General features: G+C 69.2%; 16 protein-coding genes. 10 read left to right on the forward strand and 6 right to left on the reverse strand.

The window, feature by feature from the left end; all coding sequences use genetic code 11:
• Positions 1 to 123: 123 nt before the first annotated feature.
• Both AC0685_RS22635 and AC0685_RS22640 read right to left on the reverse strand, forming a co-directional pair.
• The gene (locus AC0685_RS22635; protein ID WP_478227350.1) at positions 124 to 1,629 is read right to left on the reverse strand and encodes a PH domain-containing protein; all 1,506 of its coding nucleotides are present in this window, start codon (positions 1,627 to 1,629) and stop codon (positions 124 to 126) included.
• Entirely contained in the window at positions 1,626 to 2,168 is a 543-nt protein-coding gene (locus tag AC0685_RS22640) for a PH domain-containing protein (RefSeq protein WP_478227351.1), read from the reverse strand. The genes AC0685_RS22635 and AC0685_RS22640 overlap by 4 nt, the downstream gene beginning before the upstream one ends.
• Positions 2,169 to 2,244: 76 nt before the next feature.
• On the opposite strand from AC0685_RS22640, the gene AC0685_RS22645 reads away from it, so the two are divergent.
• Positions 2,245 to 2,841: a TetR/AcrR family transcriptional regulator gene (locus AC0685_RS22645; RefSeq protein WP_478227352.1), complete on the forward strand. Its 597-nt coding sequence runs from the start codon at positions 2,245 to 2,247 to the stop codon at positions 2,839 to 2,841.
• Here AC0685_RS22645 and AC0685_RS22650 read toward each other — a convergent pair.
• Genes AC0685_RS22650 through AC0685_RS22665 form a run of 4 tightly spaced genes read right to left on the reverse strand, consistent with a single transcriptional unit; the run spans position 2,826 to position 6,118 of the window.
• Complete coding sequence (locus AC0685_RS22650) at positions 2,826 to 3,188, reverse strand: winged helix-turn-helix transcriptional regulator (protein WP_340683997.1); 363 nt, start codon at positions 3,186 to 3,188, stop codon at positions 2,826 to 2,828. The two genes, AC0685_RS22645 and AC0685_RS22650, sit on opposite strands and share 16 nt — an antisense overlap.
• 35 nt (positions 3,189 to 3,223) lie before the next feature.
• Entirely contained in the window at positions 3,224 to 3,805 is a 582-nt protein-coding gene (locus AC0685_RS22655; protein ID WP_478227477.1) for a TetR/AcrR family transcriptional regulator, read from the reverse strand.
• A 51-nt stretch (positions 3,806 to 3,856) separates the two neighbouring features.
• The gene (locus tag AC0685_RS22660) at positions 3,857 to 4,294 is read right to left on the reverse strand and encodes an SRPBCC family protein (protein ID WP_478227353.1); all 438 of its coding nucleotides are present in this window, start codon (positions 4,292 to 4,294) and stop codon (positions 3,857 to 3,859) included.
• A gap of 30 nt (positions 4,295 to 4,324) precedes the next feature.
• Positions 4,325 to 6,118, reverse strand: coding sequence for a CocE/NonD family hydrolase (locus tag AC0685_RS22665; RefSeq protein WP_478227354.1), 1,794 nt, complete (start codon positions 6,116 to 6,118; stop codon positions 4,325 to 4,327).
• Between the two features lie 73 nt (positions 6,119 to 6,191).
• Between AC0685_RS22665 and AC0685_RS22670 the strand changes: the two genes are divergently transcribed.
• The 9 genes from AC0685_RS22670 (at position 6,192) to AC0685_RS22710 (ending at position 13,481) form a co-directional block, all read left to right on the forward strand.
• The gene (locus AC0685_RS22670; protein WP_478227355.1) at positions 6,192 to 6,560 is read left to right on the forward strand and encodes a hypothetical protein; all 369 of its coding nucleotides are present in this window, start codon (positions 6,192 to 6,194) and stop codon (positions 6,558 to 6,560) included.
• A complete protein-coding gene (locus AC0685_RS22675; RefSeq protein ID WP_340684001.1) occupies positions 6,557 to 6,721 on the forward strand; it encodes a hypothetical protein in 165 nt (54 codons plus the stop codon). Before AC0685_RS22670 ends, AC0685_RS22675 begins: the two co-directional genes overlap by 4 nt.
• A gap of 12 nt (positions 6,722 to 6,733) precedes the next feature.
• Entirely contained in the window at positions 6,734 to 7,423 is a 690-nt protein-coding gene (locus AC0685_RS22680; protein ID WP_478227356.1) for a response regulator, read from the forward strand.
• Positions 7,420 to 8,769: a HAMP domain-containing sensor histidine kinase gene (locus tag AC0685_RS22685; RefSeq protein ID WP_478227357.1), complete on the forward strand. Its 1,350-nt coding sequence runs from the start codon at positions 7,420 to 7,422 to the stop codon at positions 8,767 to 8,769. The genes AC0685_RS22680 and AC0685_RS22685 overlap by 4 nt, the downstream gene beginning before the upstream one ends.
• Before the next feature lie 4 nt (positions 8,770 to 8,773).
• Positions 8,774 to 9,682 carry a LysR family transcriptional regulator gene (locus AC0685_RS22690; protein WP_478227358.1) on the forward strand — a complete coding sequence of 303 codons (909 nt, stop codon included), beginning with the start codon at positions 8,774 to 8,776 and terminating at the stop codon, positions 9,680 to 9,682.
• A 192-nt stretch (positions 9,683 to 9,874) separates the two neighbouring features.
• Positions 9,875 to 11,032, forward strand: a complete 1,158-nt coding sequence (locus AC0685_RS22695) for a CaiB/BaiF CoA transferase family protein (protein ID WP_478227359.1) — start codon at positions 9,875 to 9,877, stop codon at positions 11,030 to 11,032.
• 10 nt (positions 11,033 to 11,042) lie between these two features.
• Positions 11,043 to 11,807: a crotonase/enoyl-CoA hydratase family protein gene (locus tag AC0685_RS22700; protein ID WP_478227360.1), complete on the forward strand. Its 765-nt coding sequence runs from the start codon at positions 11,043 to 11,045 to the stop codon at positions 11,805 to 11,807.
• A 1-nt stretch (position 11,808) separates the two neighbouring features.
• A complete protein-coding gene (locus tag AC0685_RS22705) occupies positions 11,809 to 12,555 on the forward strand; it encodes an acetoacetate decarboxylase (protein WP_478227361.1) in 747 nt (248 codons plus the stop codon).
• A complete protein-coding gene (locus AC0685_RS22710; protein ID WP_478227362.1) occupies positions 12,552 to 13,481 on the forward strand; it encodes a 3-hydroxyacyl-CoA dehydrogenase NAD-binding domain-containing protein in 930 nt (309 codons plus the stop codon). The genes AC0685_RS22705 and AC0685_RS22710 overlap by 4 nt, the downstream gene beginning before the upstream one ends.

Below are 13,481 nucleotides of genomic sequence, written 5' to 3' on the forward strand. Positions count from 1 at the left end.
CCCCAATCGGTCACCTTGTCCTAACGCGATGTCCCTTGTGGACAGTCAAGAACACGCCAGGCCAACCGCCCCCGGCGAAGTTGCGAAAGTGGCTTTCGCGACACGGTCGCCCGCCTTGAAGCGTCAGGCCCGTTCCAGGAAGGGCGTCAACAGCTCCGGCACGGACTCCTCCGCGAAAAGCAGGCCCTGCTCCTCCCCCGCGTCGTACACGGAGTACGCCCCGGCACCGGCGGCCGTGGTCGCCACGACGGTCAGCAATCCCTTGCGCCGCTGGAAGATCGATTGTTTCACCGTCCAGCCGATCACGCCTTCGCGTTCCAGGGCGAACGTGCTCCGCCGCACGGTCCCGTGCCGTCCGACGAGGTACCGCCCGGTGATCCCGTGCCCGAGGTTGCGATAGGCGTCCAGCGCCAGCAGCACCGACGCCGGCAGCAGCACGACGCCGAGCGCGGCGCCGATCACCAGGAGGACGTCGGTCAGCAGGAAGCCGAGGAGCGCGAAGATCGCCAGCAGGACCACCACCGAACCGACCCACCAGCGCAGCAGCCGTCCCCGCGCGGCGCGGGGGTGTCCGGTGAGCCGGACGGCTTCGGTCGGCGAGACCGGTTCGCGCAGGACCGACGCGGCGACCCGGTTGGCCGTCACGACGGGCGCGGCGGGCAAAAGCGTTTGGTAGTCGGTCTTGTCCTTGTCGTCGCTTTGCCGCATGCCGGTGGCGATCGCGTCGACGCGCGCCGCGCCGGAGATCCGGTTCCCGAGCGGCTCGACGAGGTCGATGCCGCGCATCCGGCGTTCCTCGATCGAGATCGAGCGCGTGGTGAACAGGCCTCGGCGCACCCGCAGGGTGCCGCCGGGTTCGCGGTCGAGCCGGAAGTTCCACCACATCTCGATCCACAGGCCCAGCGCGCCGATCAGGCCGACGACCATCGCGATCGCCAGCAGGATCAGGATCGCCACCACCAGCGGGATACCGCGGAACAGGCCGATCACCCAGTCGATCAGGCCTTTCTGCAGTCCCACCCATTCGGAGACCTGCATCAGGCCGCCGCCCGCGGCCAGTCCCAGGGTCGGGGTCAGGAACGACATCGGTGCGTAGCGGATCCAGCTCCGGTCCAGCTCGGCGAGCGGCGCGTTCTCGTCGGCCTCCGCGATTTCCGCGCGGCGCAGCAGGTCGGCGCGCAGCCGTTCGGCCTCGGCGCGTGAGACGGGGTTGAGCTTGATCCGGCCCTGCCCGCCCGACTCGTGCGACCCGGTGCCGATGGTCACCACCGCGACGCCGAACAGCCGATGCAGCGGGTTCGCCGTCAGGTCGACGTTGCGGATCCGTTCCCGCTGCAGGGATTTCCGCGACCTGAAGACCAGGGTGAACGCCGTCTCCAGCCGGTCCGGCGTGACCCGGTAGCGCACGCCCTTCCAGTAGAAGAGCTCCACCAGTACGCCGCCGCCGATGAGGACCACCCCGCCGGCGACGACCCAGACGAGCGCGACCCAGAACCTTCCTCCGCCGCTCACGATCGCGGCCGTGGTCGGGATCGCGGCACCGACGGCCGCGCCGGTCATCATCAGCGCGGTGACGGCGAGCGTCCGTTTGTCGAGTGTGTTCCAGCCCTCGAACTCGCCCGAGGTCATGTCGCGTCCCCCGGCGTCGCCTGCGTCGTTTCGGTGAGCTGCTCCGCCAGGCTCGCGGCCAGTTCGTGGTCGAGCCCGCGGATCTTGACCGCGCCCCGCGCCGACGCCGTGGTGACCGTGACGGTCGCGAGCTTGAACAGCTGCTGCAGCGGACCGCGCAGGGTGTCCACGGTCTGGATCCGCGACATCGGCGCGACGCGCCACTCCTGCCAGAAGAACCCGGAGCGGGCGTACACCGCCGTCTCCGTGACCTCCCAGCGATGCACCTTGAACCACCACAGCGGCATCGCGATCACCCAGACCAGGCCCAGCACCGCGAATACCGCCGCCGGTGTCAGCAGCCAGAAGCGCGCGGGCGTGATGAGCAGCCCGAGCACCACCAGTACCAGCACCGGCGCACCCCAGAAAAGCGTTCCCTGCAGCCTCCACCAGCCCACGACCCGCTGATCCAGCGCGTTCCGCGGCGGCCTCAACCGCACCTTCCCCCGTTCGGCTTCCACCGAAATCACCCCCGACGAGCGTTTACAATGCGATCGCATCGTAATAGCGTCGGACAGTAGTGGCAATGCGATCGCATGGCAAACAGCGGAACGGGCGGTGAAGGTGCCGAAGCAGGTGGATCACGCCACGCGACGAGCGGAGATCGCCGAGGCGCTGACGCGGCTGACGGCCACGCGAGGCCTCGAAGGAGTCAGCCTCCGGCACGTCGCCGCCGAAGCGGGCATGTCGATGGGTTTGGTGCAGCATTACTTCAAGACCAAGGACGAGATGCTGCTGTTCGCCGTCGAACGCCGCTCACAGGTCTACGAAGAGCGCATCAAGGCCCAGCTGGAAGCCGGCGAACTGCCGTCGGCACCGAAGGCCATCATCCGCGCGATCATGACGGAGATCCTGCCGCTCGACGAGCGCGGGCGCGGCGACTGGCTGATGGGCGTCGCGTTCTTCATCCGCGCGATCTCCGATCCGTCGTTCGCGGCCGCGTTCACCGACGGCGTCCCGCAGCTGTTCGAACTGTTCGCCGTCCTGATCCGCCAGGGCCAGGAGGCGGGCGATGTCGACAAGTCGGCCGACCCGATGCACGAATCCGCGATCCTCTGGGCACTCGCCGATTCGCAGGGCACCAACATCGTGATGAACCACCGCACGCCCGAGGAGGCGCTGTCCACTGTGGACTACTACCTCGACCGGCTGTTCGGTCAGGCCGAGAGCTGACCGTCGTGGTTCTTGCGCGCGTCGAGCACTTCGCCCATGTGGACACGAGCCCACTGGTCGAGCATCTCGAGCGGTTCGGCGAGGTTGCGGCCGAGCGCGGTCAGCTCGTACTCGACGTGCGGAGGAATCTCCGGGTACGCGGTGCGCGTCAGGATGCCGTCGCGGACGAGGCTGCGCAGCGTCTGAGTGAGGACCTTCTGCGAGATGCCGCGCACGCGTTTGCCGATCTCGGTGAACCGGAGCGGACCGTCGCCGAGCACGCCGACGATCAGCACGGTCCACTGATCGCCGATGCGGTCGAGCAGCGCGCGGGTGGGGCAGTCGGGGTCGTACGGGTTTCCGAGCACGTGACCTCCTCACTCTCCTGAGGAGAGTAACACGCCTAGCGAGAGGGAGTGGGCCGCATCAGCGCCTCGAACAGCAGGATCAGATGACGGCGGCCACGCTCCCAGCGCGCCTCCAGCTCGGTCCGGTCGCGGGTCGCCCAGCTGGCGATGAGGATGCCGCGGACGACGTCCATCGCCGTGTACACCGCGTGCAGGAACTCCGGATGCGCCGAATGGTCCGGCAGCAGCGCCTTGCCGAACTCGACCAGGCTGCTCGTCGCGATCGGCTCGACCACCGCCATCTGGGCGCGCAGTTCCGCGTCGGTCCGCGACGCCACCCACAGCTCAACTGTCGCCGAGAAGACCGGCCCCTGGTGCATCTCCCACAGCAGTTGCAACGCGTCCCCGACCGGATCCGCCGAGGCCTTGAGCCGGTCGATCTCCGCCATCGCGACCTCGGTGCGCTTGGCCGCGAGATGCCGGATCGCGGAGGTGACGAGGTCGGTCTTGGTCGGGAAATGGTGCACCTGCGCGCCGCGGGTCACCCCGGCGCGATCCGCGACGCGGGTGGTCGTGGTGCCCGCGTAGCCGTATTCGACGAGACAGTCGATCGTGGCGTCGAGCAGCCTGACGCGCATCGCGGCGCTGCGTTCCTCCTGGGTGCGTCGTGGGGCTGCCATGCGCCTACTTTATGGTGCGCCACGCGAGGCGCGCGCCACGAGGCTCTCGACCATACGCCCGATGAAGTGGCCGAGGAACCGGCGATAGAACCAGCCGGTGCCCGGGATCTTGGCGGTGAACGTGGAATGCCAGTGGATCGCGGTGCCCTTCCGCTCGGGAGTGAGGTCCACGTAGGCGCGGTAGTCGCGCAGCGGGAGCCCCTTCTTCAGGGCGTAGCCGAAACGCTTGCCGGGTTCGAGCGCGATGACCTCTTCGCAGCTGTGGACGCCGTTGGTGCTGAAGACGCCGACGGCACCGAGGCCGTTCTCGTCCCCCTTCTGGAGCAGGCGGAACGCGCCCATGGGTGACCAGTCGGGCCAACGCTCGCGGTCTTCGAGGAGGGCGTAGACGGCTTCGGGGCTCGCGCTCGTGTGACCGTGGACGGAAATGCGCTGGATCTTCGCCATCCGTGCTCCTTCTCTCTCGCATTCAGAGGACTAAATGCGCCCGGCGACCGGCACCGAGAGCGAAGTCGCGCCCAGCTCGAAGGTCACCCGGGCACCGAGCGTGGGCAGCGCCGGGTCGAACATGTCCCCGTCGGTCCCGCCCAGGACGAGGGCCAGCCGGTGCCCCGCCGGGACGACGTGGTCGAGGCTGCTCAGCCGGAAGGTCATCGTGTACGCCTTGCCGGGCACGAGCGGTTCGCCCCGCCACAGTGAGCGGTGGTGGCCGAGGTCCGCCCAGCCGGTCGCCACGATCCGTTTGTCCACAGTGGTCAGATCCGCGACGGTGTCGAGGAAGCAGCCGGTGTCCGCGGCGGTGCCCGCGCCCCAGCAGGAGCGGGTGGTCAGGTTCTTCGTACCGAGCGCGGGGAATTTCGTGTTCCGCGCGGTCGCGGGGCCGTAGTCGACCAGCACCGCGCCGATCCGTGCGGCGGGTTTGTCCGAGCGGGCGGTGACCGTGACGGTGGCCGTCCCGGCGACGCGGGTATCCGCCCGCACGGGCTCACCTGCGAAAACGACCCGATCCGGACTCGGCTCCGACGGGTTCTCCACCCACTGCGACGCTCCGCGCGCCGGATCGTCGGTCACCGCGGCGGAACCTGACGAAGGCCGGTTCCCCAGCCCACCCGACACCGTGGGCCACAGGGTGCGTGACCGCGAGTCCGGGGGCCAGCGGCGTTCGTCGGTCCAGCGGTCCGGGGTGTGCTCGATCCGGATCGCGGGCTCGGTCTCGACACCGTTGCGGACGCCGAGCAGCCAGCGGTCGAACCAGCGGTGCAGCGTCCGCACGAACCGCGACCGGTCGAGGTCGAACGGGTCGACGTGCGCCGCCTGGTGCAGCCACGCCTTGCGCGGCACGCCGTGCGCGTTCAGCGCCTCCCACCAGGGTCCGAACTGGATGGGGTTCACGTTGAGGTCGTGGAAGCCCATCGACGCGAAAACGCTCGCACGCACCTTGCCGGTCTTCGCCACGTAGTCGAGCTCGCGCCAGTAGTCGTTGAAGTTCCCGTCCGTCCCCGCGCGGCGCGCGTTGTCCTCTTCGAACGGACGGCACAGCTTCCCGGCACGCTCGTTGTAGAAACCGGGGCCGCCCGCCCAGCCGAAATAGGCGCCGTGCGAGTTGTGGACCTCGTAGTACGAGCTGACCCCGGCGATCGGCACGATGGTCTTCAGGCCTTCGATCCCGGACGCGGCCATCCCGATCGCGGTCGCCCCGTCCTGCGACTTCCCGATCGCGCCGACCGCCCCGTTCGCCCACTCCGCCCGCACGCGCTCGGGGCCGAACGGCGTGCGGAAAGCCTGAGCGCGCCCGTTGAGCCAGTTCACGACGCCGTTGCCGGACGCGACGTCGTCGAAGCACCCGGACGAGCGATTGGTGCCCCCGACGTCGACCAGCACGACCGCGTATCCGCGAGGGACGAAGTAGTTGTCGTAGAAGAGCGGGAACTGCGACGGCGTGCCGTCGGGGAGGTACGTCTTCGGCTGACGCTCGTTGCCGCGCCCGACCTTCTCGTAGTACGGGCTCACGTCCATGATCACCGGAACGCGCTGACCGCGCGCGGCCGGTTCCGCCGGGCGGATGATGTCGGCGGCGACCCGGTCGGTCCGCCCGTCGCGGTCGAGGTCCTGGCCGGTCTCGACCCAGGCGGTCTCCCGGATGGCCTTCTCGTAGGAGAACACCGGCTCGCTGACGCCGTCACGCAGGACGAACGCGGGTGACGCGACGGCGGGTGCGGCGGTGAGCAGCAGTGTCGCCACGACGGTGGCGGTCAAGGTCTTGAGCCCCATCGTCCGAGTATCGCTTACGAAACCCGAACATTTCCCCCACATTCCTCGTATCCGGCCGCGCGACGCTCTTCGCATGCTGAAACACACCATCGCCGTCTGCCTGACCGCGGCCGGCCTCGTCGCTCTCGCTCCCGCGGCCTCGGCCCAGGCACCGATCACCCTGAGCCCCGAAGAGTCCCAGCAGTTGTGCGCCGAATGGCTGCCGAAACTCACCCAGCGCACCACCAAACTCACCGAACGCATCAACGGTGGCCCCGAGATCCGCGGTTCGGTGGCGAATCTCAAGGCCAGGGCCGAGGGCCAGCGTAAGAAGGGGCACAACGACGCCGCCGACAAGCTTCAGAAGCGCGCCGACAAGCGCAACGGCAGGCTGCCCGAGCTCACCGCGGCGAAGCAGAAGCTCGACGCGTTCGCGGGCGCGCACTGCAAGGCGGGCAAGTGAAACGTCTCCTGGCCGCCGGTTTGACCGCGCTCGCGCTCTTCGGCGCGGTCGCGTGCACCGACGACGAACCCGCTTCGAGCCCGGCGCCGGGTGAGCTGAGCGACGTCCAGCACACGCTCGACTCGATCGAGCAGGACATGGCGGGCGACCCCGCCCCGTGACAGGATCGGCCGGTGACGACACAACCGGGACGCGGGCTGGTGCTGGTCGTCGAGGACGACCCCGCGATCGCCGAACTCGCTTCGCTGTACTTGCGGCGGGACGGGTTCGGCGTGCACGTGGAGGCGGACGGCGGCGCGGCACTGGCCACGATCCGGCGGCTGCGCCCGGTCGCGATCGTGCTCGACATCGGACTGTCCGGAATGGACGGTATCGAGATCTGCCGGACGCTGCGCGCGGACGGCGACTGGACGCCGGTGCTGTTCGTGACCGCGCGCGACGACGAGCTGGACCGCTTGCTGGGCCTGGAGATCGGCGCCGACGACTACCTGACGAAACCGTTCAGCCCGCGTGAGCTCTCGGCAAGGGTCCGGACCGTCCTGCGCCGCGCCGCCGGAGCGCCTTCGCGCGCCGAGACCTACACGGCGGGCGGCGTGCGCGTCGACGTCACCCAGCGTCGTGCCTGGGCCGCCGATACCGAGATCACGCTGACGTCGACCGAGTTCGATCTGCTCACCCATCTGGTGCGACGGCCCGGTCAGGTGTTCAGCCGCGAGCAGTTGCTCAGTTCCGTCTGGGGCTACGCGGCGTCGGCGGGCACGCGGACCGTCGACGTCCACATCGCCCAGCTGCGCGGGAAACTGGGCGAGCACAGTCCGATCAGGACGGTCCGCGGGATCGGTTACGCGGCGGACACCGGATGAACCGGACCTCGCTCGCGTTGCGGATCACCGTGGTGTGCCTCGCGGTCGCCGCGGTCGCGGTGGTGGTCGCCGGGCTGGTCGCGGCCCGGCTCATCCGCACCACGGGCAGCGACGTGCTCCGGCAGTCGCTTTCGGCACAGGCCGACGTGGTCGCGAGCCAGCTCGACGAGACCGGGATCGGCAACCGGCTCCGCGTCGGGAGGGCCGCGGAAGTCGTTCGGGGACAAGGGATCGACGTCGTCGTCCGCCGTCCGAACGGGACGATCGACGGCGACGGGACGGTCGCGGCCATCGCCGCCACCAAAACGGGGTTCACCCGCTCGGGCACAGTGGTGGTCGAAGGCAGGCAGTACCTCGTCGAAGTCCGCGCGGTTGGCGCGAGAGGTGCCGCGTTCGCCCTGGTCCAGTCGACGGAGATCGGTGAAGCGCGCGGCAGGACGTTGGTGCGCAACACCGTGCTCGCACTCGGCGCCGGGCTGGCGGTCGCCGCGATCGCCGGGCTGCTGCTGAGCCGGATGCTGTCGCGGCCGCTGCGCCGGGCCGCGTCGGTGGCGAACGGGATGAGGGCCGGGCGCCGTGACCTGCGTGTTCCGGTGGAAGGGCCGTCCGAAGTCGCGGACGTGGCGAAATCGGTCAACGAACTGGCCGACGCCCTGCAGTACAGCGAGGCTCGGCAGCGCGAGTTCCTGCTTTCGGTGTCGCACGAACTGCGGACACCGCTGACCGCCGTCACCGGGTTCGCGGAGGCGATCGGTGACGGCGTGGCAGAAGGCGAGGACGCGCGGCGCGCCGGGAGGACCATCCATCGCGAGGCGGAACGGCTGGAACGACTGGTCAGCGACCTGCTGGAACTGGCACGGCTCGGCGCGGACGAGTTCCGCCTCGACCCGGCGCGCCTCGATCTCGCGGCGCTGCTCGACGAATGCGCGGACGTCTGGCGGCTGCGGTGCGCGCGGCAGGACGTCACGCTGCTGGTCGAGCGGCCGCCCGGCGAGGTCCCGGTCGTCGCCGATCCGCGGCGGCTCCGCCAGGTCGTCGACGGGCTGGCCGAGAACGCCCTGCGCGTGACCCCGGCGGGCGCGCCGATCATGTTCTCCCTGGTGGCGGCCGGCGGGCAGGCCCGGCTGGCAGTGCGGGACGGCGGGCCCGGTCTGGCGCCGGAGGACTACCCGGTCGCGTTCGAGCGTGGGGTGCTGAACCAGCGCTACCGCGACCGCCGCCCGGTCGGTTCGGGTATCGGGCTCGCGCTGGCGCACGGGCTGATCACCCGCATGGGCGGGACGCTGACGGCGGGCCCGGCGCCCGAAGGCGGCGCCGCGTTCACCGTGGCTCTGCGGTTAGGGTGAGCACGTGGAGATGTTGCACCTGCGGTATTTCGTGGCCGTTGCCGAGGAACTGAACTTCTCCCAGGCGGCCCGAAGACTGCATATGGCCGCCTCCCCGCTGAGCCAGCGCATCAAGGATCTCGAACACGAACTGGGTCACCGGCTGTTCGACCGCAGCACGCATCACGTCACACTCACCGCGGCGGGCTCCGCGCTGCTGCCGATCGCGCGGGACGTCCTCGAACAGGTCAACGCCATCCCTTGGCGGTTGAAGGAAGCGGTGAAACCCCGGCGCAGCACCGTGTTCATCGGCATCCCCGCCGGCGTGCACCCGGCTCTGCGGGAACGGGTCAAACGCCTCGAAGAACGCTGCCGCGACCGCTTCGAACTCAAGCGCTGGCCGGGCACGACACCCGATCTGGTCGCCGCGGTGCACGAGGGCAAGCTGGCGTTGTCGCTGGTCCGGATGCCGGTCGTCGATCCCGCGCTGGAGATCGTCCCGGTGCAGGTGGAGTGGCTCGGCGCCGTCGTCCCGGCGGACCGGTTCGCCGGACGGGAGACCGTCACCATCGCCGAATTGAGCGATCTGTCCTATATCCCGTCCGCATCGGAAAGCATTCCGGCCTATTCGGACGATATGGACCACACCCTGTCGAAGGCGGGCATCAGGAAAAGGCTCAAAGTCGGCGGAACCGAATATTCGGGCATTTCCGAGCTGGTCGCGAACGGTTCGTCGTTCTCGATCACGATGCTGGATCCGGCCAGCCCGATGCATCTGTTCCTTGTCGACGGCGCCACCATCCTCCCCTTCTCGGATTTCCGGCCCCAGCTGGAGACCGCACTGGTCTGGCGGCGCGACCGCGCCGAGGAGGGCGACCTCGCCGGACTGGTCGAAGCCGTCCGCGAGATCTTCGCCGAACAGCTTTCGACCTGAGGCGGCAAAGGTCCAGGTCCGACTCGGGGCTCGTGAGTGGTAAGGACGGTTCTAACCGTCCTTACCACTCACGAGCCGCAAAGAATGGTATGACCACCGCGGTCATACCATTCTTCGTTTCTTGATCATTCCCTTTACCGCTATTCGCGCCTAACTTCGGTTGTAGAGCGAACAACGGCGAAGGGAAGCAAAATGACTCAGACCGCCACCGGCCCACTGGACGGCGTTCGCGTGATCGACCTCTCGACGGTGGTCATGGGGCCGTACGCCGCGCAGATCCTCGGCGACCTCGGCGCCGACGTGATCAAGATCGAGTCCCCCGCCGACACCGTGCGGGTGGGCAGGTTCCGCACGACACCGGGGATGACGCCGCTCAACCTGAACGTGAACCGCAACAAGCGCAGCGTCGCCCTCAACCTCAAGGACGAAGAGGAGCGAGAGCAGGCGCTCAACCTGATCGACACCGCAGACGTGCTGATCACCAATATGCGTCCCGGCGCGCTGAGCAGGCTCGGCATGAATTACGCAGACCTCGCCGCGCGCAATCACGGCCTGATCTACGCCCACGCGCAAGGGTTCCGCGGCGATTCCGACCGCGCGGGGCACGCCGCCTACGACGAGACCGTGCAGGCGTCGTCCGGGCTGGTCGACGTCGCGAACCGCGCACTGGGCAAGCCGGTCTACCTGCCGACGATCATCGGCGACAAGGTCTCCTCCCTGACCATCGCCTACACCGTGCTCGCCGCGCTGGTGCACCGTGACCGGACCGGCGAGGGCCAGCGGGTCGAGATCCCGATGACCGACACGCTGATCGCGTTCAACCTGGTCGAGCACCTCGCCGGGCACGTCTTCGAGCCCGCGGAGGGCCCGACCGGCTTCGGCCCGTCGCTGAATCCGGGCCACCAGGCGGTGCACACCAAGGACGGCATGGCCTGCGTGATCCCGTACAACCCGCGGAACTTCCGTGACTTCTTCCACGCCGCCGGACGGCCGGAACTGGCCGAGGACCCACGGGTCAACGGCGACGCGATCGACGGCGCCGACCACGAGGCGCTGGCCGCGATGATCGCCGAATGCGCCCCGGCGCTGACCACCGAGGAGTGGACCGAGGTCTGCGCGAAGCACAGCATCCCGATGGCCCCCGTCCTCGAACTCGACAAGGCGCAGGACGACGAATACGTCCGCGACGGCCACCTGCTCGACGTCGTCGAGCACCCGAGCGAGGGCTCGATCCGCACCATCGGCATCCCGGTGAAGTTCTCCGCGACCCCCGGCTCCGTCCGGCGGCTGGCTCCCCTGCCGGGGCAGGACACCGAAGAAGTCCTGCGCGAACTCGCCACCACTCGCTGAGGAAGAAACCATGAGCACCGAAGTACGTACGGAACGGGTCGGCGGCACGCTGCTGATCACGATCGACCGGCCCTCGGCCCGCAACGCGGTGAACGCAGCCGTCGCCGCCGGTCTGGCCGAGGCACTCGACCTGCTGGAGTCCGATCCCGCGCTGCGGGCCGGAGTCCTGACCGGCGCGGACGGTTCGTTCAGCGCCGGGATGGACCTCAAGGCGGCGCTGAAAGGTGAATCGCCCGAGGTCCCCGGCCGCGGGTTCGGCGGGCTGACCGAGGCCGAACTGTCGAAGCCCCTGATCGCGGCCGTCGAAGGGTGGGCCATGGGCGGCGGCTTCGAACTGGCGCTGGGCTGCGACCTGATCGTCGCCGCCGAAGACGCGAAGTTCGGGCTGCCCGAGGTGAAACGCGGGCTGATCGCCGCCGGTGGCGGCGTGATCCGGCTGCCGAAGCGGATCCCGCACCACCTGGCGATGGAGTTCCTGCTCACCGGCGAGCCGATCGGCGCCGCACGCGCCGGAAGCCTCGGTTTGGTGAACCGGGTCGTCCCGAGCGGCGAGGCCGCCGCCGTCGCTCTGCAACTCGCGGAACAGATCGCCGCCAACGCTCCCCTGGCGCTGGCCCTGGTCAAGAAGATCGTCCGCGCCGCCGACGGAGTTCCCGACGCGCAAGCGTTTGCCACCCAGCGTGCGGACCTCCCGGCGCTGATGAAGTCGGCCGACGTCCGCGAGGGCATGCGGGCCTTCGCCGAGCGCCGCGCTCCACAGTGGACAGGTGAGTGAGATGAAGCAGCAAGAAGTCCTCCGGCACGTGACCACGCCGCTCACGAACCCGGCGTACGCGCCGGTGGTACCCCGGTTCACGAACCGTGAGTACCTGAACATCGTCTACCGCACCGACGCCGACGCCCTGCGCGCCGTCGTGCCGGAGCCGCTGGAGATCGACGAGCCGCTGGTGCGGTTCGAGGTGATGAAGATGGGCGACGTCAGCGGTTACGGGCCCTACACCGAGTCCGGGCAGGCGATCCCGGTGAGCTTCGAGGGCGAGCGTGGCGAGTACCTGCACGCGATGTACCTCGACAACTTCCCGGCCACCGCGTCCGGCCGCGAGATCAGCGCCTACCCGAAGACCATCGGCTCGCCGAGGCTGTTCGCCGAGAACGGCGCGCTAGTCGGGACGCTCGACTACGGCAGCCAGCGCGTCGCGACCGCGACCATGGGTTACAAGCACCACCGGCTGGACGTCCGCGAGGCCGAAACGCAGATCACCGTGCCGACGTTCATGCTCAAGACCATCCCGGACTACGACGGATCGCCCCGGGTCTTCGAGCTGGTCCGCACCGAGATCACCGACGTGGCGGTCAAGGAAGCGTGGACCGGGCCGGCGCGGCTGCAGCTGTTCCAGCACGTGCTGGCCCCGCTCGCCGATCTCCCGGTGCTGGAGGTCGTTTCGGCGAGCCACATCCTCACCGACCTGACACTCGCCCCGGTCAAGCCGGTCTTCGACTACTTGAAGGGAGCACGGTCATGACTTTTCGGAACGCCGCGGTGATCGGCGCGGGCACCATCGGCCTTTCGTGGACGGCGTTGTTCGCCGCGCACGGCATGGAGGTCCGGGTCTCGGACCCGCGACCGGATCTCGCCGACGCCGTCGCCGGCGCGCTGGAGGCGTTCGCCCCGCATCTCGGCCGGACCGTGGCGGATCTCTCCCCTCGCGTCCACCTCGCAGCGGACGTCTCCGAAGCGGTCCGGAACGCGGATGTCGTGCAGGAGAACGGGCCCGAGAACGTCGAGTTCAAGAAGGAACTGTTCGCGACCCTGGTCCGCGAAGCGCCGTCGCACGCGCTGTTGCTCAGCTCGTCGTCCGCGATCCCCTCGACGGCGTTCGCGGCTGAGCTGGACGACGCGTCGCGAGTCCTCATCGGACACCCGTTCAACCCGCCGCACCTGATCCCGCTGGTCGAGGTCGTCCCCGGCGAGCGCACGAGCGCGGAGTCGGTCGGGCGGGCCGTGGGGTTCTACCGGTTCGTCGGCCGTACGCCGGTGGTGGAACGCAAGGAGATCCCCGGCTTCGTCGGCAACCGGCTGCAGAACGCGCTGAGCCGCGAAGCGATCTACCTGGTGGAACAGGACGTCGTGTCACCGTCCGAACTGGACGCGGTGATGACGAACTCGCTCGGCATCCGCTGGTCCACGGTCGGGCCGTTCCTCGGCTCGCATCTGGGCGGCGGCCCCGGCGGGTACCGGCACATGGCCGAGCACATCGGCAAGTCGATGAAGAAGATGTGGGCGGGCCTCGGCACGCCCTCGCAGACCCCTGAAGAACAGGAACGGCTCATCGAAGCCGTGGAATCCGCTTACGGCTCCTCCACGTACTCGGAACTCGCCGAGGCGCGCGACCGCAAGCAGCTCGCGGTGCTGTCCGCTTTGGACAGTGCCGACAAGGAGGAGAACTGA

It is taken from the genome of Amycolatopsis sp. NPDC043889 (assembly GCF_056435645.1).

Bases quoted from the DNA above. Each gene is read 5' to 3' on its own strand.
- AC0685_RS22635 (WP_478227350.1), bottom strand. From the start codon at position 1,629: ATGACCTCGGGCGAGTTCGAGGGCTGGAACACACTCGACAAACGGACG.
- AC0685_RS22640 (WP_478227351.1), bottom strand. From the start codon at position 2,168: ATGCGATCGCATTGTAAACGCTCGTCGGGGGTGATTTCGGTGGAAGCC.
- AC0685_RS22655 (WP_478227477.1), bottom strand. From the start codon at position 3,805: ATGCGCGTCAGGCTGCTCGACGCCACGATCGACTGTCTCGTCGAATAC.
- AC0685_RS22660 (WP_478227353.1), bottom strand. From the start codon at position 4,294: ATGGCGAAGATCCAGCGCATTTCCGTCCACGGTCACACGAGCGCGAGC.
- AC0685_RS22665 (WP_478227354.1), bottom strand. From the start codon at position 6,118: ATGGGGCTCAAGACCTTGACCGCCACCGTCGTGGCGACACTGCTGCTC.
- AC0685_RS22670 (WP_478227355.1), top strand. From the start codon at position 6,192: ATGCTGAAACACACCATCGCCGTCTGCCTGACCGCGGCCGGCCTCGTC.
- AC0685_RS22685 (WP_478227357.1), top strand. From the start codon at position 7,420: ATGAACCGGACCTCGCTCGCGTTGCGGATCACCGTGGTGTGCCTCGCG.
- AC0685_RS22695 (WP_478227359.1), top strand. From the start codon at position 9,875: ATGACTCAGACCGCCACCGGCCCACTGGACGGCGTTCGCGTGATCGAC.
- AC0685_RS22700 (WP_478227360.1), top strand. From the start codon at position 11,043: ATGAGCACCGAAGTACGTACGGAACGGGTCGGCGGCACGCTGCTGATC.
- AC0685_RS22705 (WP_478227361.1), top strand. From the start codon at position 11,809: ATGAAGCAGCAAGAAGTCCTCCGGCACGTGACCACGCCGCTCACGAAC.
- AC0685_RS22710 (WP_478227362.1), top strand. From the start codon at position 12,552: ATGACTTTTCGGAACGCCGCGGTGATCGGCGCGGGCACCATCGGCCTT.